Origin of the sequence: Halomonas sp. Bachu 37, from assembly GCF_039691755.1 — a bacterium.
Taxonomy (GTDB): Bacteria; Pseudomonadota; Gammaproteobacteria; order Pseudomonadales; family Halomonadaceae; genus Vreelandella; species Vreelandella kashgarensis.
On record NZ_CP137552.1, the window covers coordinates 2557670 to 2581695 of the forward strand.

At 62.3% G+C, this 24026-nt stretch carries 17 protein-coding genes; 7 read left to right on the plus strand and 10 right to left on the minus strand.

Annotated elements, in window-relative coordinates; genetic code table 11:
* Nucleotides 1–27 precede the first annotated feature (27 nt).
* The 3 genes from R5M92_RS11805 (at nucleotide 28) to glgB (ending at nucleotide 7719) form a co-directional block, all read left to right on the plus strand.
* Nucleotides 28–2052, plus strand: coding sequence for an alpha-1,4-glucan--maltose-1-phosphate maltosyltransferase (locus tag R5M92_RS11805; RefSeq protein ID WP_346796140.1), 2025 nt, complete (start codon nucleotides 28–30; stop codon nucleotides 2050–2052).
* A gap of 98 nt (nucleotides 2053–2150) precedes the next feature.
* A complete protein-coding gene (gene treS, locus R5M92_RS11810; protein WP_346796141.1) occupies nucleotides 2151–5501 on the plus strand; it encodes a maltose alpha-D-glucosyltransferase in 3351 nt (1116 codons plus the stop codon).
* Nucleotides 5494–7719, plus strand: a complete 2226-nt coding sequence (gene glgB / locus R5M92_RS11815) for a 1,4-alpha-glucan branching protein GlgB (RefSeq protein ID WP_346796142.1) — start codon at nucleotides 5494–5496, stop codon at nucleotides 7717–7719. Before treS ends, glgB begins: the two co-directional genes overlap by 8 nt.
* 75 nt (nucleotides 7720–7794) lie before the next feature.
* Here the strand turns inward: glgB and R5M92_RS11820 are convergent, their stop codons facing one another.
* The 8 genes from R5M92_RS11820 to doeA all read right to left on the minus strand — a co-directional run bounded on the left by R5M92_RS11820 (nucleotide 7795) and on the right by doeA (nucleotide 16586).
* Nucleotides 7795–8472: a haloacid dehalogenase type II gene (locus R5M92_RS11820; RefSeq protein WP_346796143.1), complete on the minus strand. Its 678-nt coding sequence runs from the start codon at nucleotides 8470–8472 to the stop codon at nucleotides 7795–7797.
* A 48-nt stretch (nucleotides 8473–8520) separates the two neighbouring features.
* The gene (locus tag R5M92_RS11825; RefSeq protein WP_346796144.1) at nucleotides 8521–9462 is read right to left on the minus strand and encodes a cyclodeaminase; all 942 of its coding nucleotides are present in this window, start codon (nucleotides 9460–9462) and stop codon (nucleotides 8521–8523) included.
* Nucleotides 9463–9492: 30 nt separating this feature from the next.
* Entirely contained in the window at nucleotides 9493–10515 is a 1023-nt protein-coding gene (gene eutB / locus R5M92_RS11830) for a hydroxyectoine utilization dehydratase EutB (RefSeq protein ID WP_346796145.1), read from the minus strand.
* Nucleotides 10505–11920 (minus strand): aminotransferase, encoded by a 1416-nt coding sequence (locus R5M92_RS11835; RefSeq protein ID WP_346796147.1) that lies wholly within the window; start codon nucleotides 11918–11920, stop codon nucleotides 10505–10507. Before R5M92_RS11835 ends, eutB begins: the two co-directional genes overlap by 11 nt.
* 187 nt (nucleotides 11921–12107) lie before the next feature.
* Complete coding sequence (locus R5M92_RS11840; protein ID WP_346796148.1) at nucleotides 12108–13604, minus strand: NAD-dependent succinate-semialdehyde dehydrogenase; 1497 nt, start codon at nucleotides 13602–13604, stop codon at nucleotides 12108–12110.
* 222 nt (nucleotides 13605–13826) lie between these two features.
* Nucleotides 13827–14297 carry an Lrp/AsnC family transcriptional regulator gene (locus R5M92_RS11845; RefSeq protein WP_346796149.1) on the minus strand — a complete coding sequence of 157 codons (471 nt, stop codon included), beginning with the start codon at nucleotides 14295–14297 and terminating at the stop codon, nucleotides 13827–13829.
* Nucleotides 14298–14309: 12 nt separating this feature from the next.
* The gene (gene doeB / locus R5M92_RS11850; protein WP_346796150.1) at nucleotides 14310–15359 is read right to left on the minus strand and encodes a N(2)-acetyl-L-2,4-diaminobutanoate deacetylase DoeB; all 1050 of its coding nucleotides are present in this window, start codon (nucleotides 15357–15359) and stop codon (nucleotides 14310–14312) included.
* A 27-nt stretch (nucleotides 15360–15386) separates the two neighbouring features.
* Nucleotides 15387–16586, minus strand: coding sequence for an ectoine hydrolase DoeA (gene doeA, locus R5M92_RS11855; protein ID WP_346796151.1), 1200 nt, complete (start codon nucleotides 16584–16586; stop codon nucleotides 15387–15389).
* A gap of 385 nt (nucleotides 16587–16971) precedes the next feature.
* On the opposite strand from doeA, the gene R5M92_RS11860 reads away from it, so the two are divergent.
* The 4 genes from R5M92_RS11860 to R5M92_RS11875 all read left to right on the plus strand — a co-directional run bounded on the left by R5M92_RS11860 (nucleotide 16972) and on the right by R5M92_RS11875 (nucleotide 20925).
* Complete coding sequence (locus R5M92_RS11860; RefSeq protein ID WP_346796152.1) at nucleotides 16972–17907, plus strand: glyoxylate/hydroxypyruvate reductase A; 936 nt, start codon at nucleotides 16972–16974, stop codon at nucleotides 17905–17907.
* A 68-nt stretch (nucleotides 17908–17975) separates the two neighbouring features.
* Nucleotides 17976–18755, plus strand: coding sequence for a hypothetical protein (locus R5M92_RS11865; RefSeq protein WP_346796153.1), 780 nt, complete (start codon nucleotides 17976–17978; stop codon nucleotides 18753–18755).
* Nucleotides 18756–19688, plus strand: coding sequence for a lysine exporter LysO family protein (locus R5M92_RS11870; RefSeq protein ID WP_346796154.1), 933 nt, complete (start codon nucleotides 18756–18758; stop codon nucleotides 19686–19688).
* Between the two features lie 7 nt (nucleotides 19689–19695).
* Nucleotides 19696–20925 (plus strand): nucleoside recognition domain-containing protein, encoded by a 1230-nt coding sequence (locus tag R5M92_RS11875; protein ID WP_346796155.1) that lies wholly within the window; start codon nucleotides 19696–19698, stop codon nucleotides 20923–20925.
* A gap of 7 nt (nucleotides 20926–20932) precedes the next feature.
* Here the strand turns inward: R5M92_RS11875 and R5M92_RS11880 are convergent, their stop codons facing one another.
* Both R5M92_RS11880 and R5M92_RS11885 read right to left on the minus strand, forming a co-directional pair.
* Nucleotides 20933–21616 (minus strand): DNA-3-methyladenine glycosylase I, encoded by a 684-nt coding sequence (locus tag R5M92_RS11880; RefSeq protein ID WP_346796156.1) that lies wholly within the window; start codon nucleotides 21614–21616, stop codon nucleotides 20933–20935.
* 96 nt (nucleotides 21617–21712) lie between these two features.
* Nucleotides 21713–23914 carry an OsmC domain/YcaO domain-containing protein gene (locus R5M92_RS11885; RefSeq protein WP_346796157.1) on the minus strand — a complete coding sequence of 734 codons (2202 nt, stop codon included), beginning with the start codon at nucleotides 23912–23914 and terminating at the stop codon, nucleotides 21713–21715.
* Nucleotides 23915–24026: the final 112 nt, after the last annotated feature.

A 24026-nucleotide genomic window follows, 5' to 3' on the forward strand; every position in this document is an offset into this window, starting at 1 on the left:
TCTTCGCGCTGCAAGGAGAAGCATGCGATGAGTTCAACCCTCAATTCAGCGTCCGGCGCCGTCCCGGCGCGCGAGCAGGACCCGAGCCATGTCATGGCGGCCGTCCAGGCTCCCCGTATTGCCATCGAATCCGTCATGCCCGCGCTCGACCACGGACGGTTCGCGGCCAAGGCCACCGTCGACGAGCCGGTCGTCGTCAAGGCGACGATCTTCGCCGACGGCCACGACGTACTGGCGGCGGCCATCTGCTGGTACGACGAACAGGGGCGGCAACAGCGCGTACCCATGCGTCAGGTGGAACCCATGGGCCTGGACGTGTGGGAAGGTCGTTTCACGCCCCAACAGGTGGGGCGCCACGGCTTCATTATCGAAGCCTGGTGGGACGTCTACGCCACCTACCGCTACGAGCTTTCCAAGAAACACCAGGCGGGAGTGCCGATCGAGCTCGAACTCGAGGAAGGCAGACGACTGATCGCCCAAGCCGCCGAACGTAGCGAGGGAGCGCTCGGTGAAGCGCTCGCCGACGTTCACGAGCGCTTTAAGCGGCTCGAGCTCGACGCCGAACGGGTCGCCCTGCTGCTGGACGGTGACACGGCGCGGTTGATGCACGAAGCGGATACCCGCCCGCACCTGTCCAGAAGCGACGCCCTCTATCCGCTGGATGTGGAGCGGCTCACGGCGCGCTTTGCCAGCTGGTACGAGCTGTTCCCGCGCTCGGAAACCGACGACCCCAACCGCCACGGCACCTTCAATGATGTTCACAAACGGCTGCCGATGATCCGCGACATGGGCTTCGATGTGCTCTACTTCCCGCCCATTCACCCGGTGGGCAGAGCTCACCGCAAGGGACCCAACAACACACTCGAGGCAGGACCGGACGATCCCGGCAGCCCCTACGCCATCGGCAGCGAGGAGGGAGGTCATGAAGCAATTCATTCCCAACTGGGCACGCGAGAGGATTTTCGCGCTCTGGTGCGCGCTGCCGCCGAGCATGGCATGGAGATCGCGCTGGATTTCGCCATTCAGTGCTCGCCGGATCACCCGTGGCTCAAGGAGCATCCAGGCTGGTTCTCATGGCGCCCCGATGGCTCGATCCGCTACGCGGAGAATCCGCCCAAGAAATATCAGGACATCGTCAATGTCGATTTCTATACCGAGGACGCGATCCCGTCGCTGTGGCTAACGCTACGCGACGTGGTCCAGGGCTGGGTCGACGAAGGCGTGAAGATCTTCCGCGTCGATAACCCGCACACCAAGCCGCTGCCCTTCTGGGAGTGGCTGATCGACGATATTCGCGGCCGTGACCCCGACGTGATTTTCCTGGCCGAGGCCTTCACCCGGCCGGCCATGATGCTGCGCCTGGGCAAGCTGGGCTTTACCCAGAGCTATACCTATTTTACCTGGCGCCATTCCAAGGCCGAGTTGACCGAATATTTCACCCAGTTGAACGAAGCGCCGATGCGCGATGGGTACCGACCCAACTTCTTCGTCAACACGCCGGATATCAACCCGTACTTTCTGCAATCCTCGGGGCGGGCGGGCTTTCTGATTCGCGCGGCACTTGCCACCATGGGCTCGGGGCTGTGGGGCATGTATTCCGGCTTCGAGCTATGTGAAGGCGAGCCGGTGCCCGGCAAGGAGGAGTATCTCGATTCGGAGAAATACGAGATCCGTGTGCGCGACTACAGTGCGCCCGGCAATATCGTCTACGAGATTGCACAGCTCAACCGACTCCGGCGCGAGAACCCCGCCCTGCACACCCATCTGGGCGTTGCCTTCCACCCGGTTCACAACGACCGTTTGCTGCTATTCAGCAAGAGCACCGAGTCCCGCGACAACGTCATCCTCGTCGCTGTCAACCTCGACCCCTTCGAGCCCCAGGAAGGCGCGTTCGAGCTGCCACTGAGCCTGTTCGAATTGCCCGACGAGGGGGCGCTGCACGTGGAAGACCTGATAAGCGGCAGGCGCTGGAGCTGGCAGGGCAAATGGCAATCGATGCGACTCGACCCGACGATGCCGTTCGCCATCTGGCGTATCCGCCCGGTCCAATAGCATACAGAGACTTTTTTACTTGATTCTAAATCGATCCGTTCGCACTCCATTATCCGTATCGATTTATCAACACCGATGAGCGCAGGGAGGGCAAGCCAATGATGGATGCCAGCAGCGAAACACACGCCGTCGAGACCATGGACTTTCTCGACGACCCACTCTGGTACAAGGACGCCGTGATCTACCAGGTACACGTCAAGTCCTTCTTCGATTCCAACGACGATGGCATCGGCGACTTCGAAGGGCTAATCCAGAAACTCGACTATATCGTCAGCCTGGGCGTGAACACGATCTGGATACTGCCGTTCTACCCTTCGCCGCGCCGCGACGATGGTTACGATATCGCCGAATATACCGGCGTCAGCCCCGATTACGGCACCCTGGAAGACGCCCGGCGCTTCATCGAGGAGGCGCACCGGCGCGGCCTGCGGGTACTGACCGAACTTGTCATCAATCATACCTCCGACCAGCACGAGTGGTTCCAGCGCGCCCGGCACGCGCCGCCGGGCTCGCCGGAACGCGATTTTTATGTGTGGTCGGATACCGATCTCAAATACCCCGGCACACGGATCATCTTCCTCGACACCGAATCCTCCAACTGGAGTTGGGACCCAGTGGCCGGCGCCTACTATTGGCACCGTTTCTATTCGCACCAGCCGGATCTCAACTTCGACAATCCCGTGGTGCTCGACGAGGTACTCAAGGTGATGGAGTACTGGCTCGACATGGGGGTCGACGGCCTGCGCCTGGATGCGATCCCCTATCTGGTCGAACGCGAGGGCACCAACAACGAGAACCTGCCCGAGACTCACGTGGTGCTCAAGAAGATCCGCGCGGTGATCGACGAGCGCTACCCGGATCGCATGCTGCTGGCAGAAGCCAACCAGTGGCCCGAGGATACCCGGCCCTACTTCGGCGACGGCGACGAATGCCACATGGCATTTCACTTCCCCTTGATGCCGCGCATGTACATGGCACTGGCTCAGGAAGACCGTTTCCCCATCACCGATATCCTGCGCCAGACCCCGGAAATCCCCCCCACCTGTCAGTGGGCGATTTTCCTGCGCAACCACGACGAGCTGACCCTGGAGATGGTCACCGACAAGGAGCGCGACTATCTCTGGAACCACTACGCCGCCGATCGCCGGGCGCGCATCAACCTGGGCATTCGCCGCCGCCTGGCGCCGCTGCTGGAGCGCGACCGCCGGCGTATCGAGCTGCTCAACAGCCTGCTGCTGTCGATGCCCGGCACGCCGGTGTTGTACTACGGCGACGAGATCGGCATGGGCGACAATATCTACCTTGGCGACCGCGATGGCGTGCGCACGCCGATGCAGTGGTCGGTGGACCGTAACGGCGGCTTCTCCCGCGCCGATCCGGCGAGCCTGGTGCTGCCGCCGATCATGGACCCGCTCTACGGCTATCAGACCGTCAATGTCGAGGCCCAGGTGCGCGACTCGCATTCGCTGCTCAACAACATGCGCCGGCTGCTTTCCGTACGCAGTCAGCATCGCGCCTTCAGTCGCGGCACCATGCGCCCACTGCACCCGGCCAACCGCCATATTCTCGCCTACCTGCGCGAGATGACCCTCGACAACGGCGAGACGGAAACGCTGCTGTGCGTGGCCAACGTGGCCAGTACCGCCCAGGCGGTGGAGCTCGACCTTTCGGCTTTCGCCGGCCAGGTGCCGGTGGAGATGGTCGGCGGCAGTGCCTTCCCCCCGGTGGGAAAACTGCCCTACCTGCTGACGCTTCCGCCCTACGGCTTCTTCTGGTTCCTGCTGGCGCCGGAAACCGTCATGCCCGAGTGGCACGTCCCGGTGCCCGAGCCGATGCCGGATTACGTCACCCTGATCATCAAACGACGCCTCGAGGAGATTTTCGAGACGACGCCGAGGCAGATGCTCGAACGCGAGACGCTGCCCAACTACCTGCCCAAGCGGCGCTGGTTCGCCGCCAAGCAGGCGCGTATCGATGAGATCAACCTGCACTACGTGGCGCGTCTCGAACACAGCGAGCATACACTGCTGTTCAGCGAACTGGAGGTCAAGCACGCCCAGGGCAGCGAGCGCTACCAATTGCCGCTGGCCTTTCTCGGCGAGGAGGAGCCGGGCACGCCGTTGCCGCAGCAACTCGCCATGGCCCGGGTTCGCCGTTTTCATGAAGTGGGGCTGCTGACCGATGCCGTGACCCTGGACGCCTTCGCCCTGGCGGTGCTGGAGGCCATGCGCATGGGAACCGTGTTGCCTTGCGACGCCGGCGAGATCCGCTTTCTGCCCACCGACGCCCTTGCCGAACTCACGCTTCCCGAGCATCCCGACGTGGCGCAACAGGGAGCCGAGCAGTCCAACAGTTCGATGATCATCAACCATCAACTGGTGCTCAAGCTGTTCCGCCGCCTGGAGCCGGGCATTCATCCCGAGGCGGAAGTCGGCCGCTATCTCACCGAGCGGGGCTTTAGCCACATTGCGCCACTGCACGGCGAGGTGACCCGATTCGATGAGCAAGGCAATCCGCACACCCTGATGATTCTGCAGGGCTACATCGACAACCAGGGCGATGCCTGGTCGTGGACCCGCACCACGCTGGGGCGGGCGATCCGTGAAGCGGTGGCTGACGACGCACAGGGACGCGAACCGCCCCGCGAGGAGACACGCTACGGCGCCTTCGAGGAGCTTCAGGAATTTGCCGCCACCTTGGGCAAGCGTCTGGGCGAGTTGCATATGGTCCTGGCGATGCCCAGCGACGACCCGGCGTTCGCGCCCGATGTCGCCGGCCCCGGGCATGTCGAGCACTGGACCCAGCGCGTGACGCAGCGCGTCGAGGAGGCGCTGGAGCTGCTCGAACGCCACAAGGGTGCCGCCGACGCCGCCGAGCAGCAGCTGGCGGATTCCATCCTGGCCCGGCGCGACACACTTCCTGGCGCCATCAAGAAGATGGCGGAACTTGCCGAAGGCAGCCTGATCACCCGTATCCACGGCGATTTACATCTCGGCCAGGTACTGGTGGCCCACGACGATGCCTACATCATCGATTTCGAGGGCGAGCCGGCACGCCCCTTGGAAGAGCGCCGCGCCAAGGACAGCCCGCTACGCGACGTCGCCGGAATGCTACGCTCCTTCGACTACGCCTACGCCAAGGTGGAAGAGGCACAGATCGCCAACGAGGGTAGCGAGGCGCACCCCGACACCGGCCACGACGTGGTGGAGCAGTTCCTGCTCAAGGGCCGCCAGGCATTTCTCAACGCCTATTGGCTGGCCACGCTGGATATGCCCCACGAATGGAAGCAGGCAAGTGCCGCCGCGGCTGCGGTCGATCTTTTCGTGCTCGAAAAGACGGCCTACGAGATCGCCTACGAAGCCGCCAACCGCCCCGCCTGGCTGGGTGTGCCGTTGCGCGGTCTGGCCGCCATCGTCGAACAAATGAGCCCAGGAGAGCCACATGAATGATGTCACTCATACCCGACCCATGCTGGATCGCACCTTGTGGCTGACGGAGGACGACGCCGAGGCGCTGGTCCAGGGAACCCACCGCAATCCCTTCTCGGTGCTGGGCATTCATGATGTCGGGGACGATCAGGTTCTGCGGGTATTCCTGCCCGGCGCCGTGGGGGTCGATGTGCTCGACCGTGACGGCGGCACCTTGCGCTGCTGCCTGACGGCTATCCAGATTCCCGGCCTGTTCGCCGCCCGGCTGCCCCACGGCGCGCCTTACCTGCTGCGCATTCGCTGGCCCCAGGGGGAGCAGACCACCGAAGACCCCTACAGCTTCGGCCTGCTGTTGGGTGAAATGGACCTTTATCTCTTGGGCGAAGGCAATCATCGCAACCTGGGGCACTGCCTGGGTGCCCAGCCCATGACGGTGGACGGCGTGGCGGGCGTGCGCTTCGCCGTCTGGGCACCCAACGCCCGACGCGTCTCGGTGGTGGGCAACTTCAATAGCTGGGACGGGCGCCGCCACGTGATGCGCCTTCGCCACCCCGCCGGAGTGTGGGAGCTGTTCCTGCCGCGACTCGGGCCGGGGGAATCGTACAAGTACGAGATTCTCGACGCTCACGGTACTCTCGGCCTGCGTGCCGACCCCGTGGCGCTCGCCACCGAGATGCCGCCGCACACCGCCTCGGTGGTGGCCGATACCACGCCATTCATCTGGCACGACGAGGAGTGGATCGCCCAGCGCGGAAAGGCGCATGAGCCCGACCGGCCGATCAGCATCTACGAAGTGCATGCGGCGTCGTGGCGCAAGCACGGCGGCGACAACGGCGAGATCTACAGCTGGCGCGACCTCGCCGAGCACCTGATTCCCTACGTGATGGAAATGGGTTTCACTCATGTCGAGCTGCTGCCGATCATGGAGCACCCCTTCGGTGGCTCCTGGGGGTACCAGCCGCTGAGCCAGTTCGCCCCCAGCGCGCGCTTCGGCAAACCCGCCGACTTCGCCTACTTCGTCGACGAATGCCATCGCGCCGGGCTCGGCGTGATTCTCGACTGGGTACCGGCACACTTCCCCACCGACCCCCACGGCCTGGCGCGCTTCGACGGCACCGCGCTGTACGAGTACGAACACCCGTTCGAAGGGTTCCATCAGGACTGGGACACCTACATCTACAATCTCGGCAGGCGCGAAGTACACGGTTTCATGCTCGCCTCGGCCCTGCATTGGCTGCGGCATTTTCATGTCGACGCCCTGCGGGTCGACGCCGTCGCCTCGATGCTCTACCGCAACTACTCACGCAACGAAGGCGAGTGGATTCCCAACAAGTATGGCGGCCACGAGAATCTCGAAACGATCGATTTCCTGCGTCATCTCAATGATGTTATCGGCGAAGAAGTGCCCGGTGCGGTGGTCATCGCCGAGGAGTCCACGGCCTGGCCCGGCGTCACCCAACCGACTGCCGAAGGCGGGCTTGGCTTCGCCTACAAGTGGAACATGGGCTGGATGCACGACACGCTGGAGTACATCGCCAAGGACCCGGTCTACCGCTCCTACGCACACCACGACATGACCTTCCCCATGGTCTATGCCTTCTCCGAGCATTACGTGCTGCCGATTTCCCACGACGAGGTGGTCCACGGCAAGGGCTCGCTGATCGGCAAGATGCCCGGCGACGAATGGCAGCAGTTCGCCAACCTGCGCGCCTATCTTGCCGTCATGTGGTCGCAGCCCGGCAAGAAGCTGCTGTTCATGGGCTGCGAGTTCGGCCAGTGGCGTGAATGGAGCCATGACCGGGAGCTCGACTGGTCGCTGCTCGCCGAGCCCCGCCATGCCGGCGCTCGTCGCTTGCTTGGCGATCTCAACCGGCTCTACGCGGAACTTCCCGCACTCCACGAATACGACAGCGACCCGCACGGCTTCACCTGGGTGGTGGGCAACGACGATACCAATAGCGTCTTTGCCTGGCTGCGCTGGAGTACCGGCGGCGAGCCGCTGCTGGTGGTCGCCAACATGACCCCGGTGCCACGCATGGGGTATCGCCTGGGCGTGCCTCATGCCGGTGAGTGGGAAGAGTGTCTCAACAGCGATGCCGAGTGCTACGGCGGCTCCAACCTGGGCAATCTGGGCAGCCTGACGGCGGAGGACTCGCCGCTGCACGGGCAGATCGCCAGCCTGGAGCTGACCCTACCGCCACTGGCGGTGCTGCTGTTGCGGCCGACCGGGTCGGCCTAGAGCGACTATCGTTACGTTTCTGATAGCAAAGATTGGCCCGGCCTGACAAGCCGGGCGCTTTTGTTTTCATACTTCTCAACCCAATAGCCGTTCCGCCAGGGCTTCCAGGTCGGTAACGGTCATGTCCGGCTCGATTCCCCAGGGGTCGAAAGGCGCCTCGGGCGTTCTACGCACCCAGGCACTACGGACTCCTGCGTGCTTGGCCCCGATGACGTCAAAGGGATTGCTCGATACCAGCCAGGTCTGTTCCGGCCGCGTATCCAACCGACTGCGTAAGTGCGCATAGACCGCCGGGTCGGGCTTGAAGCGCTTGATCTCATCCACGCTGACAATGTCGTCCATGTGCTCCCGGAGCCCGGCCCGCTCCAGCAGCTGGCTTACCGCTTGCGCAGTACCGTTGGAGAATGCCACACAGCATATTTTTTGCCGCCGCAACGTATCCAGGGCGGGGGCTACATCGTCGAAGGCCGGCAATTCGGCGTAAACCGCCATCAGGTGATCGTGGTCGTTTTCGCTGAGGCCGGCCTGAAGGGCCCTGTCGGTGAACAGCAGCGCCTCACGGGTACACTCGGAAAAGGCGCTGTAGGCGCCCATCAAGCCGCGACGAAAACTGTATTCGAGCTGCTTGTCGCGCCAGCGACGAGCGAACTCGGGCGCTTTTTCCGGTTGTGCCAGGCGTCGCTCGAGTTCCGTCGTGACCCCTTGCGTATCGATCAACGTACCGTATACATCCAAGGCTAGGACCGGTTGCATATCAGGCTCCTGAGATAAATGCGAAGCAGTGACAAGCCGCTGGGAACATTACGCCAGCTGTTGTAAAGCATAGTCGGCAATCGCGGTATCCTGCACCCCGGTTCCGGTGAGATCGCACACGGTAATGGTAGCTTGCGACAAGCGCAGCCGCTCTTCCGCCGCGATCACACGGCCCAGCTCATGCACCTTGAATGGCGGTTGGCCTCCGGCAAATCCCTTGAGCTCGCCGTTGGTTTCGCTTTGCGCCCGCGTATCGCAGACGAACGCATCGGCGCGGGTCAACACGCTATCATCAAGTTCGCGTTTTTCGGGGCTATCCGAGCCCATGGCGGTGACATGCACGCCTTCGGGCAGGTCACGGGCGTGCAGCAACGGCTCACGGGAAGGCGTGGCGGTGACGATGATATCCGCCTCGGCACAGGCAGCCGCCACGCTATCGTGGACTTGCACGGCAAGCCCCGCCTCGCGCAGATGATCGGCATAGTCGTTTGCCGCCTCGCCACGCCGCGCCCACACATCCACGGTGTCGATATCACGCACCAGGCGCAGGGCCTGGATTTGTAACCGAGCTTGTTCCCCTGCGCCCAGTACCGCCACGCGGCGGCTGTCACGGCGGGCCAGGTGCTTGGCGGCAATGGCACCGGCGAGTGCAGTACGCATGGCGGTCAGGTAGCCTTCATCGAACAGGACCGCTTCCACCAGCCCGGTTTTTGCCGACAGCACCAGCATCAGGCCGTTGAGGCTGGGCAGACCGATCTTGGGATTATCGAAGAACCCCGGGCTTATCTTGATGGCGAAACGCTCGCCCCCCCGGATATGGGCCGTCTTGACGTCGACCTCGCCATTGGCCTCCGGTATCGCCATGGAGAGAATCGACGGTTGCACGGCGTCACCGCGCCCTAGCGCGACGAAGCCGGCCTCCACCGCCGCCAGGGCATCGAGGTTCAAGGTCACGACGGCTTCGATGGCATCGCGTTGGTATATCTGCACGTGTCTCGTTGCCAAATTGCTTGCTCCCTGTCAGTCGCTTTCAACAAGTCGGCGGGCACGGTCGAAGGTATCGAGCGATGCGCCATTGCCGGAAATGATCAGCGCCACCTTGCGGCTCCTAACCTCCAGCGAATGCTCGACCATCGCGGCCAGGCCGACCGCCGCCGCGCCCTCCACCAGTATTTTCTCCTCCTCCAGCAAGCTCACCATGGCCTGGGCGATCGCCGCTTCCGAAACCTGGTAATGGTCGTCCATCACCTCGCGCACCAGGGCCAGGGTGTAGCGGTTATCGCGGCCGATGCCACCGCCCAGGGAGTCGGCCAGGCTTTCGACTTCCTCGACCTCGACCGGGCGACCCGCCTGCAGGCTCGCCCACATCGCCGCGCCTTGGGATAGGCTCACGCCGGTCACCTGAATGTTCGGACGGATAGACTTGAGCGCGGCGCCGATACCGCCCAGCAAACCGCCGCCGGACAGCCCCACGATGACCTGGTCGAGATCGGGCCGATCCTCGAGCAGCTCCAGGCCGATGGTTCCCTGCCCCGCCGCCACCAGAGGATGATCGAATGGCGGAATGGCGGTCATGCCTTGCGCGACCAGGCGCTCCACTTCCTCGAAGGCTTCATCCTGACTGTTGCCGCAGCGCCTGACCTCGGCGCCCAGCGCCTCGATGGCGCGCACCTTGTTGTCCGGCACCAGTTCGGAAACGCAGATGATCGTCGTTAGCCCCAGACGAGACGCGGCGTAAGCGACAGCCCGACCATGGTTGCCGGTGGAGGCAGTGGTGACGCCATGCTCGAGCGCGCCACGTCCGTCACGCTCGAGCAAGGCGGCCAGCATATTGGCGGCGCCTCTCAGCTTGAAGGCGCCGGTCGGTTGATGGGTTTCCAGCTTGAGGAATATCTCGGCATCGAAGCGATGCGATAACGCCGCTGAACGGATCAGCGGCGTGCGGGTTACCTGCCCGGCGAGACGCCGCCGGGCGTGGTAGATTTCGGCAAGGGTGACGCCATGGATAGGCGCTTCGCTTGGCGAACTCAGCTCATGCGGCATGGCCCTGCAACTCTCCTGACTTGACCAGCTCGTCGGTTACCTTGTCGATGGCGCGCTTGGCCCGGCCGATCATCTCGTCCACTTCGCCGCGATTGATGGTCAGTGGCGGCGCGAAGCCGAGAATATCCCCTTGCGGCATGGCCCGAGCGATCAGGTTTTCTTCAAGGGCGGCGGCGGCAACCCGCGGGCCGACTTTCAGCGCCGGGTCGAAGTGTAGACGCTCGCGGGCATCGGGTGAAAATTCCAGCGCCGCCATCAGGCCGACACCGCGCACATCGCCCAGCAGCGGATGGCCTTCGAAGGTGGCCTTGAGTTGCTGCTGGAAGTAGGCGCCGGTCTCGGCGGCGTTGCCCACCAGATTTTCGCGCTCGATGATGTCCAGGTTGGCAAGCCCCGCCGCGCAACCCAGCGCATGGCCGGAGTAGGTCCAGCCGTGGCCGATGGGACCGAATTCGCCGGTTCCCTGCTCCAGCACCTTCCACACCTTCTCGCCGACGATGACGCCGGAAAGCGGCTGGTAGGCGCTGGTCAACCCCTTGGCGATGGTGACCAGGTCAGGCGCCATGTTGTAGTGGTGGCTGCCGAAATCGGAGCCGGTGCGGCCAAAGCCGCACACCACTTCATCGGCGATCAGCAACACGTCGTACTTGGCCAGCACGGCCTGGATGGCGTCCCAATAGCCCTCCGGCGGCGGCACGATACCGCCGGTGCCCAGCACCGGCTCGCCGATGAAGGCGGCGACGGTGTCGGGGCCTTCATCAAGAATCATCGACTCCAGCTTGTCGGCGCAGAACGCGGAAAATTCCCGCTCGGTCATGCCGTGCTGTTCGGCGGCGCGCAGGTAGTAGTGCGGCGCTTCGGTATGGCGAATGGTGTCGATCGGCAGGTCGAAATGGTCGTGAAACGCCTTCAGGCCAGTCAACGAGCCCGACGCGATACCCGAGCCGTGGTAGCCGCGCATGCGCGAGATGACCTTTTTCTTCTGCGGCCGGCCCAGTACGTTGTTGTAGTAGCGCACGATCTTGAGCTGGGTTTCGTTGGCGTCCGAACCGGACATGCCGTAGTAGACCTTGGACATGTTCATCCCGGCGATTTTCAGAATGCGCTCGGAAAGCTCAATCTGCGGCTCGTTCGAGTGACCCACGTAGGTGTGATAGTAGGAGAGCTCAAGGGCCTGCTTGTAGATTGCCTCGGCCACTTCGGTGCGCCCGTAGCCGATGTTGACGCAGTAAAGCCCGGCGAAACCGTCGATGAACTCGCGGCCATCCTTGTCGACGATATTGATTCCCTTGCCGCCGGTAATCACCCGACCCGGCGCATCGCCATGGGCGAAATCGCGCAGATGGGTCGAGGCGTGGAAGGTGACCTGGCGGTCGCGTTCGATCAAATCCTGATGCAAGCTCATGGCATTCTCTCTGTACGGTAATGCTCCCCACTGTTGGGGAGGGTATTTTATCTTTGGTGACTGACTTAATGTTGGGCACCTCGCGGTGCCTTCGCCCGGCATAGCCGGCCTCCCGCCGTACCCACTCAAGCCCCTGAGCGGGTGTTGTGGGAGGGCGCTTCAGCGCGCGATGCTGTGGCTCCCGAACCTAGCTGCCAGACACGGAACCCAGTGCGCCCAGACAGTAATACTTGGTCTCGAGATACTCATCGATGCCCGTCGCGCCGCCTTCCCGGCCGAGGCCGGACTGCTTCACGCCGCCGAAGGGTACCGGCGGTCCGGTCATCTTCACCGAGTTGACGCTGACCATGCCGTACTCAAGCGCCCGCAGCAGTTTCCAGATACGGCGAATATCGTGGGTGTAGATATACGCGGCCAGACCGTACTCGGTGTCATTGGCCATCTCGATCGCCTCGTCGTCGGTCCGGTAAGCGGTAACGCCCGCCACCGGGGCGAAGTTCTCTTCCCGCCACACCTTCATCTGCGGCGTCACCCCGGTCAGCAGCACCGGCATGAAGTAGTTGTCGCCCGGGGCCTGGCTCTGGTCACCACCGATCATGGTGGCGCCTTTCGATACCGCGTCATCGACAATCGCGGCGGCTTTTTCCACCGCCTGGCGGTGAATCAGCGGGCCGAGGTCGATTTCGCCCTGCAGGCCGTTTCCCACGGTGAGCGCCGCCATGCGCTCGCTGAATTGCTCGACGAACTCATCGTGAATCGATTCGTGCACGAGGATGCGGTTGGCGGCCAGGCAGTCCTGTCCTGCGGTCTGGAACTTGGCCGCCACCGCCGCGTAGGCGGCCTCTTTCGGGTCCATGTCCGGCCCGACGATGAACGGCGCGTTGCCGCCCAGCTCGAGCGAAAGCCGCTTGACGGTGTGGGCACTCTGCTCGATCAGCAGGCGGCCCACACGGGTGGAGCCGGTGAAAGAGAGTGCCCGTATACGCGGTTCGGCACAGAGAATTTTCGACACCGCCGCCGGCTCACCCAGTACCACGTTGAAGACGCCTGCGGGAATACCCGCCCGCTCGGCAAGCTCCGCCAGCGCCAATGCCGAGAATGGTGTCTCGTTGGCGGGCTTGACGATAACCGGACAGCCCGCCGCCAGCGCGGCGGCCGCCTTGCGGGTAATCATCGCCAACGGGAAGTTCCATGGGGTAATCATCGCCGCGATGCCCACCGGCTCCTTGATGGTGCCAAGCGAGGCATTGGGTATATGGCTGGGGATAGTCTCGCCGTAAGTACGTTTGCCCTCTTCGGCGAACCAGCGCACGAAGCTGGCGCCGTATTCCACTTCTCCCCGGGCATCGGGCAACGGCTTGCCCTGCTCAAGGGTCATGATGGTGGCAAGATCCTCGCGGTTGGCCTGGATCAGGTCGTACCAGGCCAGCAGGCGTTCGCAGCGCTCGTCGGCGCGCAGTGCTCGCCAGTGAACGAATGCCACTTCCGCGGCGTCCACCGCGGCGGTGATCTGTGCATCTTCCAACAGCGGGATATGGCCCAGGGCCTCGTTGGTCGCGGGGTCATGAACCGCTTCCTCGCGGCCGTCGTTCCCGTGGGTCCACTTGCCGTCCACATAGGCGTATTGCCGGAACAGCCGCGGGTCTTCCAGGCGCTTGGCAAGCGTGGTCGATAGTGTGGTCATGGGAACCTCCCCTGGCACTGCTGCGCATCGAGACGATAGGTACAGCAAAAAACGATAAACGACCCGAAGGTCGTTGGAGGAGTTCAGGGTAAGGCAGTTGGTGGGCGAAGAGTTTTTGAAAGTTCCAGCCATTAGCAGAACTTTTTTTGTCTCAAGGCATCAGGCATGCGGTTTTTTCGGCGCGCCGGGCAAGGCGCGGTCCAACGCCCTTACAGAGCGCCCTTACAGAGCGTCGCTTTCGATGCCGTGGGGTGCTCGTTTGACCGCCTTGGTCACGATATAGGTGAAATAGCGCTCGATCCCGACATCCGACATCAACCAGCTATCGATACAGCGCTGGTAGGCGTCGATCGAGCGCGCCTCGAACTTGACCAGGTAATCCACTCCGCCGCCCACGGCCACGCATTCGGTGACGTCGGGAGTCTCCTGGACCAGCGCCTCGAAGCGCAGGAAGCTTTCCGCATTGTGCTGCTTGAGCTCGATCTGCACCCAAACGACGTTGCGCGGCACCAGCACATCGCTATTGATACGGGCGCTGTAGCCCTGGATGATGCCGGCCTTTTCCAGGCGCCGCACCCGCTCCCAGCAGGGACTGACCGAGAGGTTGATTGCCTCGGCCAGCTTGGACTTAGTGATGCGCCCATCCCGGGACAATATCTCCAGGATCTTGATGTCGTAACGGTCGAGTTTCATGGTGTCTTCAAGTTACTGGGCATCCAGGCTATCCACGACGTCGGCGATGACCGCCAGCGTATCGCCCATGTTGATCAATGAAGGCGCGCGGCGGGCCATGAGTATACCGTCGCGCTCCGCTTTATAAGCCACCGGCTCAGTGCCGCTGCGGGTCATGTCGTATACGTAGGCAATGGTCTGGCCGTTTTTCACTTCGTCGCCCAGCGCCACCAGCAGCTCCAGTACGCCCGAATGCTGGCTTTGTACGTAGCAGCTGGCATCGGGCATATCCAGGTACACCTGGCCGCCCTCGGGCATTTCCACCTCGCCCCGGATCAAGCCATAGTGAACCAGAAAGTTGCGCACACCACGCTCGGTGATGGCGATGCTTTGAGGAGTCGAGGTGCCGCCGCCGCCCAGCTCCGTGGCCACGAACACCTTGCCCTGGCGCTCGCAGGCGGTATCGAACAGCTTTTCCGCGTCCAGCTCGAACATCACCATGGCATAAGGCGCACCGAAGGCCTTGGCGCCATCCAGCGCCGCTTGTTGCTGGGCCTTGTCGTCCAGCACGTGAGAGGCGCCGAACGGCAGGATATCCAGGGTGCGCCCACCGGAGTGCAGGTCGAGCACCGCATCGGTCATGGGCACCAGCATGCGGGTGAAGTAATCGGCGATCTGCGCCGTTACCGTGCCGTTGGGGTCACCGGGAAAGCTGCGGTTGAGGTTGCCCTTGTCCATCGGCGAAGTGCGCTTGCCCGCCATTACCGCGGGGGTGTTCATGCACGGCACGATGATCACTCGACCGGACACGTCCTCCGCCTTCAGCGTAGTGGTCAGCTTGAGCAGCGCAGTGATGCCTTCGTACTCATCGCCGTGGTTGCCGCCGGTCAGCAGCGCCGTCGGCCCGTCGCCGTTCTTGACCACGGTGACGGGAATCATCACCGCTCCCCAGGCGGATTCATCGGTGGAGATGGGCAACTTGAGGAAGCCGTGCTGGACACCGTCGGCATCGAAATCGACGGTCGCGGCGATAGGGCTGGGCCGCATCTGGCTGGGCTGATTTTGGCTGGATTGCTCGCTCATGGACAAATCCTTTCGCTGTTCTTGGCGTTACTTGACGAATAGCTGGCGCGGAAAATCGGCCAGGGTTTCGCAACCGGTCTCGGTGATCAGGATGCTCTCGGTGATTTCCAGGCCCCAGTCTTCCTCCCACAGGCCGGGCATGAAGTGAAACGTCATGCCCGGCTGGAGGATGGTCTCGTCCGAAGGGCGCAGACTCATGGTGCGCTCGCCCCAGTCCGGCGGATAGGAGATACCGATAGGATAGCCGCAACGCGCACCGCCACGGTCGAAGCCGTACTTGTCCATCGCCGCACCCAATGCCATGGCGATATCCGCCGTGCGATTGCCGGGCTTGGCCACCGCCAGACCGTTCTCGATGCCTTCCAGCAGTGCCGATTCGGCACGAATGAAGTCGCGGGGCGGCTTGCCCAGATACACGGTGCGCGACATCGGTGCGTGATAGCGCTTGTAGCAACCGGCAATCTCGAAGAAGGTGCCCTCGCCCTGGCGAAACGGCGTATCATCCCAGGTCAGGTGGGGGGCGGCGGCATCCTTGCCGGTAGGCAGCATCGGCACGATGGCGGGATAGTCGCCCCCGTGAACCTTGCCATACTCATCCTTCCAGCCTTCGATGCCCACCCGGTAGATCTCCGAGACCAGCTTGCTCTTCGGCAGGCCCGGCTCGATCACTTCCAGAATGCGCGTATGCATGCATTCGACGATCTTCGCCGCCACCCGCATGTAGGCGACTTCCTGGGGCGACTTGATCGCCCGGCACCAGTTGACCAGCGAATTGGCATCCATGAAACGGGCGTGGGGAAGCTCGCGCAGAAGGCTCTGGTAGGCCTTGGCCGAAAAGTAGTAGTTGTCCATTTCCATGCCCACCACACCTTCGTGCCAGCCTCGGTCGGGCAGGATCGATTGCGCCAGGTAGTCCATGGGATGCATGTCCGGATTCTGGACATAGTAATCGGGATAGTAGGTCAGGTTGTCGGCATCCATCCAGCAGGTGCGTAATGCCCCGTTGACATCCATCCGCCTGCCGTACCATACCGGCTCGCCTTCCAGGCCCACCAGAACGCACTGGTGAACATAAAACGACCAGCCGTCGTAGCCGGTCAGCCAGGCCATGTTGGAGGGGTCGCTGACGATCAGTACGTCGATGCCGCGCCCGGCCATTTCAGCACGCACTTTCCACAGGCGGCTGGCATACTCTTCACGAGTGAAGGGCAGGGAAACCTGAATCATGAGGCAACTCGCCATCAAAGATCACCAAGAACCGGAAGCGTAACCGCCTCCGGGCCATAGGATCGACCTGGCCGCCACCGATCAGGTATCGGGGCAAATACCGCCGCATGTCACGCCGGTCCCGCCAATGTCGCCTTAGGGGCGATACTAGCACCGACCCTTGGTCGCCGGTCAAAGCCTTTATCGCAAAAACGTATTAAGTCCTTGCACGCCGCATCCGCGAGCCAAACGATTATTCCCAAGCCAACCGATTATGCCGGTCAATCTACCTTGCGACTGCTTCTGCGGCGGGTTCTTGCACTGCGCCCCGGCGCTAAACCATGATGAGTCATCCCGCCGGTTTTCATTCACCGGTGCTGAATCACTTTCCAGACGCGAGGTAAGCATGAAGATCCTTGTCCATATCGACGATGCCACCACCTGGCAGCAGGCCTTGGCGTCCCGTTTTCCAGATGCCGAGGTCGTCACCAGTGACGCTCCCGAAGAACGCAGGCAAGGTGCCGACTACCTGGCGGTGTGGAAACCCCCAGGCCACTTGCTGCGGGAACAGAGCCGACTCAAGGGCATCATCAACCTGGGCGCCGGTGTGGACGCCCTGCTCAAGACCCCGGGGCTGCCCACCGACGTGCCGATCGTCAAGCTGCGTGATGCGGGGATGTCCGAGCTGATGGCGGATTTCGTGCTGTATGGGGTGCTGCACTTTCAGCGTCACTTCGACCGCTACGCCGCCCAGCAGCGCAACGCCCAGTGGCACGATATCGCCGTGCGGGACAAGAAAGACTGGGCGGTAGGCGTGCTGGGCCTCGGCGCCATCGGGCGCGATGTGGCGATCCGGCTGAGCCAGACGGGCTTCGAGGTCCATGGCTGGAGCCGTAGCCCGAAGCAGATCGACGGCGTCGAGTGCCACCATGGCGACTCCGGACTGGACGATCTGCTCGGCCGGGTCGACACGCTGGTGACACTGCTTCCCGATACCGACCAGACGCGCGGCTTGATCGATGCCGAGCGCCTGGCCCGACTACCGGCGGGCGCCAGCCTGATCAACCCCGGACGAGGCGCGTTGGTCGATGAAAGCGCCCTGCTGGAGGCGCTGGGCAGCGGCGACGAGCCTGGCCACTTGCGTGGCGCACTGCTGGATGTCTTTCAGCAGGAGCCGCTGCCCCAGGATAGCCCACTGTGGAGCCATCCTCGCGTGTGGATCACGCCGCATATGGCCGCCCCGACGCCACTCAAGGAAGCCATCAATCAGGTGGAAGAACTCATTCGTGCCTTTGAAAAGGGCGAGGCGCTCGAAACGGTGGACCCGGCGGCAGGCTACTGAGAAGAAGCCAGTCTGGTATAGTCGCCCTTTCGCGGTCGGGCGGGAACGACACAAGGAGGGAGCCTTTCATGTCTTTATCGGCCTGGATCGGAAAATCGGCCAGTACCGGCAAGCGAGCATGGCAGCATACCGCCCAGGTAGCAGCCCACGCATCGTCCCGGAGGCTGAGCCGAATGATGCTCATGGCAGCGATGTGTCAGCCGCTCTCGGTCTACGCGCAATCCATCAACCCCAGCGAGACAATTGATACTGCTGCACAGCCCTTTGAAGCACGGTACCGATTGCAGACCCAGGGCTGGCCCAAGGCCACGGTGACCCATCGCTTGAGCGAGGAAAACGGCCACTGGCTAAGTAGCATGAGCTTTGCGGTGGCGATCGCTCGCGCCAACGAGCGCAGCCGCTTCACCGTACAGGACGACGATATTCAGGCATTGCAATACAGCAGTAGTTACTCGCTGCTGGGTATCGGCAAGGAGTATCAGTTGACTAACGAGCAGCTGACCCAACCGGATCGTCAAACCGCTCTGTTCAAGCTATCACTTCCGGCCAATCAGGATGGCTGCCGTCAGGACTCACCGTGTGAGCTTCATTACCTGGATCACAGTGGCGACCCCGAGCATTTCCATTATTATCCTGTCAGCCGCGACGCACTCAGTCTTCCCGCGGGGGAGTTCGAGGCCGTGACGGTGGCTCTCGTCGACCCCGAAAAACCCGACCGGACGCTGCATATCAGCTTCCACCCGCAACTACCCGGCTTGTTGCTGAGCGTCGAATACCGACGCGACGGCCGTCGGCATACCCAGCTCTCATTGCTCGATGTGAGCCTGCAAGGAGGCGTGACGCCTTAGATGCTTACTGGCCTGCTCATTGTTCTGCTCCCGCTGTTTCTCGGTTACCTGGTTCCTGTTCGCTCGACGCAAGTTCTCGCGCTGGTCAATCGCGGCGTCAATGCCTCGGTTTACATCATTCTGTTGCTGATGGGCATCAGCCTCGCCGGGCTGGAAGACCTCGCCAGTCAGTTTTCCCGCCTGGGCGGCAGTGCGCTTGTGCTGTTCAGCATTATCTCGGTGTTCAACCTGGCGGCGCTTTGGTGGCTATCGCGCCATCTGCCGCTCAGGGTGGGCGATTCGCCGGTAGTGAAAAACGCCCCCACCAGCAAGTGGGCGGCAATGCAGGGGTCGCTGCTGCTGGTGGCCGTGGTGGCGGGCGGCGTCCTGTTCGGCTTGCTCACAGGCCCTGTGCTGGATGAGATGCTGTTCACTACAGCGGATCTGCTGGCGGAGTGGGTGCTTTATGCTTTGCTGGTGCTGATCGGTTGCCAATTGCGCAATTCCGGCATGCCGCTCAAGCAGATATTGCTCAACCGCATGGGGCTGGCGATTGCCGTCACGCTGGCGTTGAGTTCGCTGCTGGCGGGCCTGGTCGCCGCCCCGCTGCTGTCGCTTCCCTGGAACGAAGGCTTGGCCATGGCCGCCGGATTCGGCTGGTATTCGCTTTCGGCGATTTTGATAGGCGACCAGCTCGGCCCCCTGCTGGGCGGTGTGGCGTTTTTCAACGATCTTGCCCGGGAACTGCTGGCATTCATCCTGATTCCGCTGGTCATCCACCGACACACGGCACTGGCGATCGGCTACGGCGGCGCCACCTCGATGGACTTCACTCTACCGGTGATTCAGCAGCACGGCGGCGTGGCCTGCGTGCCCATCGCCGTCGTCAGCGGGTTCATTCTATCGCTGCTCTCCCCGCCGCTGATCCTGTTCTTTCTGTCGCTTTCGGGTTAGTGCCGCCATGCTCAACGGAATCTGGTTAAGCTTCTTTATCGCCGCTTTCGCCGCGTCTCTGTGGCAGTGGCTGGTGGGTGGCGACAGCGAAGTGTTCGCCCGCCTGGTAGAGGCACTATTCGATATGGCGCGGGTGAGCGTCGATATCATTCTGGTGTTGCTGGGCACCATGACACTATGGCTGGGGTTTCTCTCGATTGCCGAAAAGGCGGGGTTGATTCGCCTGCTGGGTCGTGTGCTGGACCCGCTATTCTGTCGCTTGATGCCCGAGGTGCCCCGTGGCCACCCCGCCATGGGGCTGATCAGCATGAACTTCGCCGCCAATATTCTCGGGCTGGACAACGCCGCCACCCCGATCGGCATCAAGGCGATGCACTCGCTGCAGGCGCTCAACCCCAGCCACGAGACCGCCAGCAACGCACAGATTCTGTTTCTGGTGCTGAATACCTCGTCGCTGACCCTGCTGCCGGTGACGATCTTCATGTACCGCGCTCAGCAGGGTGCCGCCGACCCGACCCTGGTGTTCCTGCCGATCCTGCTGGCGACGACTGCATCGAGCCTGGCGGGACTGCTTGCGGTGGCGCTCATGCAGCGCTTGAAGCTATGGCAGCCTGTGGTGCTGGGCTACTTGGTGGCTGCCGCGCTGGCATTGGGGATACTGCTGACCACACTGGCGGGCATGAGCGCCCAGGCGCTGGCCGCGGCCTCCACGCTTGTGGGCAATCTCACGCTATTCAGTATCGTAATCATGTTCCTGGTAGTGGGGGCGCTGCGCGGTGTGAAGGTCTATGACGCCTTTATCGAAGGCGCCAAGGAGGGCGTGAGCTTTACCGTCACGCTGCTGCCCTACCTGATCGCCATGCTGGTGGCGGTGGGCGTGCTGCGCGCAAGCGGCGTATTGGATGCCGGGCTAAGCGGTATCCGCTGGCTGGTCGAAGGCTTCGGATGGGACAGCCGCTTTGTCGATGCGCTACCGACGGCGTTCGTGAAGCCGCTTTCCGGCAGCGGCGCGCGGGCCATGATGATCGAGACCATGGAGACCTTCGGCGTGGACAGTTTTGCCGGGCTGCTGGCCGCCACGATGCAGGGCAGCACCGAAACGACGTTTTATGTCCTGGCGGTCTATTTCGGCGCGGTAGGCATCAGCCGCATTCGGCACGGCCTGGGTTGCGCGCTGTTCGCCGATGCCGCCGGGGTAATGACGGCTATCGGCGTCTGTTACTGGTTCTTTGGCTAGCGACCGGCTAGAACCTTGGGTTGATGCTCAACGCCAACATGGCCGATAGCTGACACAACGGCCTTCCCGAATCCTGCTGCAACGCATTGAATGCGCTCTGGACGATTTTCATATCTCGCTGGCTGGTAGGGGCATGGTCAATGATATCGGCGGCCATCAGGCGTGCCACCACATCGCTGGTCAACAAGAAAGTATCCTTGCCGGCCAGACGTAAAAACGCGGCCGCCGAGCGCCCGCCCAGGCGCGCGCCACGTTTAGCCAGTAACCGCCATAAGCCGACAATGTCAGCGCTCGGCCACTCGGCAATGAATTCGCCAAAATTGCGGCCCTGTTCCTGGCGAATGTCCAGAATGAATTGGGCATTCTTGGGGATGGTCTGCAGTTTGGTGCGATGGCGAATGATGCGATCATTCTGCATATAGCCTTCGATCTGCTCTGGGCTGAGCAGCACCATCGTCTCGGGTACAAAGCCCCAGAAGGCGTCTTCGAAGGCGGGCCACCTGGCATCGACCACCGAGTGTTGCATACCGGCCCGGAATACCCGCTGGCTCATGGCGGAAAGGTAGCGATCATCCCCCTTCTGCTTCAACGCTTCAGTCGTCTGTGGCGTGGGCAGGAAAGCCTCCATGGCTTCGTCAGTGGCAAAACGCTTGCGTACTGTGTCGTAAATCCAGCGGTAATCAAGAGTCATGCTCGTCTCGTTTCGATTCGAATGTCTGGCTTGCCGCAACCAACCGTTTATGGAGGCTCGATCCTCAGAAATAAACAGCCACAAAACCGCGCAGGCTCACACTGCCATCTCCGCCCTGGCGGCGCGGGCGGCGTGGAGTTTCTGGTAGCTTTCGATCAGACGCAGGTGACGCTCGAGACCTTCCAGCTGCATGTTGGTGGGCGTCAGGCCGTGGAAGCGCACCTCGCCGGTGACCGAGCCCACCACGGCGCCCATGGTCTCTTCGCCGAACATCCGCGTCAGGTTGGGCAGGTAGTCGTCGAGTTCCAGCTCATCATCCAGCGCAATTTCCAGCACCGCATTCATCGCACGATAGAACAGTTCCCGCTCCACCGTGTTGTCGTTGAACTGCAGGAACATCTCGACCCGTTCCAGCGCCTCGTCATGCTGCCCAAGCGCCAGGTTGATCAGCAGTTTGAGTTCCAAAATGGTGAGCTGACCCCATACGGTATTCTCATCGAATTCCACGCCGATCAGCGTGATGATATCGGTGTGATCGTCCAGTTGGCTCTCTTCCAGGCGCTCCACCAGGTCAGCCAGTTGATCGTCATCCAGGCGGTGCAGGTTGAGAATATCCTCGCGGTAGTCCAGCGCCTTGTTGGTGTTATCCCAGATCAGATCCTCCACCGGGTACACCTCGGAGTAACCCGGCACCAGGATACGGCACGCCTGGGCTCCCAGCTCGTCGTAGACGGCCATGTAGACTTCCTTGCCCATCTCTTCGAGGATGCCGAACAGCGTCGCCGCCTCCTGCTCGTTGCTGCTGGTTCCGCTGCCGGAAAAGTCCCATTCGCAGAACTCGACATCCGCCTTGGCGCTGAAGAAACGCCAGGAGACCACCCCCACCGAATCGATGAAGTGCTCGACGAAGTTGTTGGGCTCGGCAACGGTATGCGAGTTGAACGTGGGCGGCGGCAGGTCGTTCAAGCCCTCGAAGCTGCGACCCTGCAACAACTCGGTCAGGCTGCGCTCAAGCGCCACCTCGAAGCTCGGGTGCGCGCCGAAGGAGGCGAACACCCCGCCGGTACGCGGGTTCATCAGCGTCACGCACATCACCGGAAACTGGCCGCCCATAGAAGCGTCCTTGACCAGTACCGGAAAGCCCTGGGCTTCCAGTGCGGCGATGCCCTCCACAATGTGAGAATATTTTTCCAGCACGTGCTGGGGCACATCCGGCAGGGCAATCTCCTCTTCGATGATCTGCCGCTTCACCGCCCGCTCGAAGATTTCCGACAGGCACTGAACCTGAGCTTCCGGCAGGGTGTTGCCCGCGCTCATGCCGTTACTGAGAAACAGGTTCTCGATCAGGTTCGAAGGGAAATAGACCGTTTCGCCATCCGAGCGGCGCACAAAAGGCAGCGAGACGATGCCACGATCCTCGCGGCCGGAGTTGGTGTCGATCAGGTTGGAGCCACCCAGTTCGCCATCGGGGTTATAAATGGCCAGGCAGTAGTCGTCCAGGATGCCTTCGGGCAGCTCGTCGCCAGGGCCCGGCTTGAACCACTTTTCGTTGGGGTAGTGGACGAACTCGCTGTCCGCAATCGCTTCGCCGAAGAACTGGTCGTTGTAGAAGAAGTTGCAATTCAAGCGCTCGATGAACTCGCCCAGTGCCGAGCACAGCGCGCTCTCCTTGGTGGCGCCCTTGCCGTTGGTAAAGCACATAGGGGACGCCGCATCGCGAATATGCAGCGACCAAACGTGGGGCACGATATTGCGCCACGAAGCGATCTCGATTTTCATGCCCAGATCGGCCAGGATGCCCGACATGTTGGCAATGGTCTGTTCCAGCGGTAGATCCTTGCCCTCGATATAGGTGTTGCTGCCTTCCGGAGCGCCCATCAGCAGCGCCTGAGCATCCTCGTCGATATTTTCCACCGTCTCGATCTGGAACTCGGGGCCGGTCTGGACCACCTTCTTGACTGTGCAGCGGTCGATCGAGCGCAGGATGCCCTGGCGGTCTTTATCGGAGAGCCCTTCCGGCAGCTCGACCTGGATCTTGAAGATCTGCTTGTAGCGATTTTCCGGGTCGACGATGTTGTTCTGCGACAGGCGGATGTTGTCGGTGGGAATGTCCCGGGCGTTGCAGTACACCTTCACGAAGTACGCGGCGCACATGGCCGAGGACGCCAGAAAATAGTCGAACGGCCCGGGCGCCGAGCCATCGCCCTTGTAGCGGATGGGCTGGTCGGAGATGACGGTGAAGTCGTCGAACTTGGCCTCCAGGCGGAGGTTGTCGAGATAGTTGACTTTGATTTCCATGAACGGACGTCCGGATAGATGAATTTTCAACAGGCATAGGCTGATTGGCGCCCATTATCCAGTTTTTACCCTCGTGCGTCTTGGAAAGGCGTCATCCGGTTTTCTTGAGACC

Bases quoted from the DNA above. Each gene is read 5' to 3' on its own strand.
- R5M92_RS11805 (WP_346796140.1), top strand. From the start codon at position 28: ATGAGTTCAACCCTCAATTCAGCGTCCGGCGCCGTCCCGGCGCGCGAG.
- treS (WP_346796141.1), top strand. From the start codon at position 2,151: ATGATGGATGCCAGCAGCGAAACACACGCCGTCGAGACCATGGACTTT.
- glgB (WP_346796142.1), top strand. From the start codon at position 5,494: ATGAATGATGTCACTCATACCCGACCCATGCTGGATCGCACCTTGTGG.
- R5M92_RS11820 (WP_346796143.1), bottom strand. From the start codon at position 8,472: ATGCAACCGGTCCTAGCCTTGGATGTATACGGTACGTTGATCGATACG.
- eutB (WP_346796145.1), bottom strand. From the start codon at position 10,515: ATGCCGCATGAGCTGAGTTCGCCAAGCGAAGCGCCTATCCATGGCGTC.
- R5M92_RS11835 (WP_346796147.1), bottom strand. From the start codon at position 11,920: ATGAGCTTGCATCAGGATTTGATCGAACGCGACCGCCAGGTCACCTTC.
- R5M92_RS11840 (WP_346796148.1), bottom strand. From the start codon at position 13,604: ATGACCACACTATCGACCACGCTTGCCAAGCGCCTGGAAGACCCGCGG.
- R5M92_RS11845 (WP_346796149.1), bottom strand. From the start codon at position 14,297: ATGAAACTCGACCGTTACGACATCAAGATCCTGGAGATATTGTCCCGG.
- doeB (WP_346796150.1), bottom strand. From the start codon at position 15,359: ATGAGCGAGCAATCCAGCCAAAATCAGCCCAGCCAGATGCGGCCCAGC.
- doeA (WP_346796151.1), bottom strand. From the start codon at position 16,586: ATGATTCAGGTTTCCCTGCCCTTCACTCGTGAAGAGTATGCCAGCCGC.
- R5M92_RS11860 (WP_346796152.1), top strand. From the start codon at position 16,972: ATGAAGATCCTTGTCCATATCGACGATGCCACCACCTGGCAGCAGGCC.
- R5M92_RS11865 (WP_346796153.1), top strand. From the start codon at position 17,976: ATGTCTTTATCGGCCTGGATCGGAAAATCGGCCAGTACCGGCAAGCGA.
- R5M92_RS11870 (WP_346796154.1), top strand. From the start codon at position 18,756: ATGCTTACTGGCCTGCTCATTGTTCTGCTCCCGCTGTTTCTCGGTTAC.
- R5M92_RS11875 (WP_346796155.1), top strand. From the start codon at position 19,696: ATGCTCAACGGAATCTGGTTAAGCTTCTTTATCGCCGCTTTCGCCGCG.
- R5M92_RS11880 (WP_346796156.1), bottom strand. From the start codon at position 21,616: ATGACTCTTGATTACCGCTGGATTTACGACACAGTACGCAAGCGTTTT.
- R5M92_RS11885 (WP_346796157.1), bottom strand. From the start codon at position 23,914: ATGGAAATCAAAGTCAACTATCTCGACAACCTCCGCCTGGAGGCCAAG.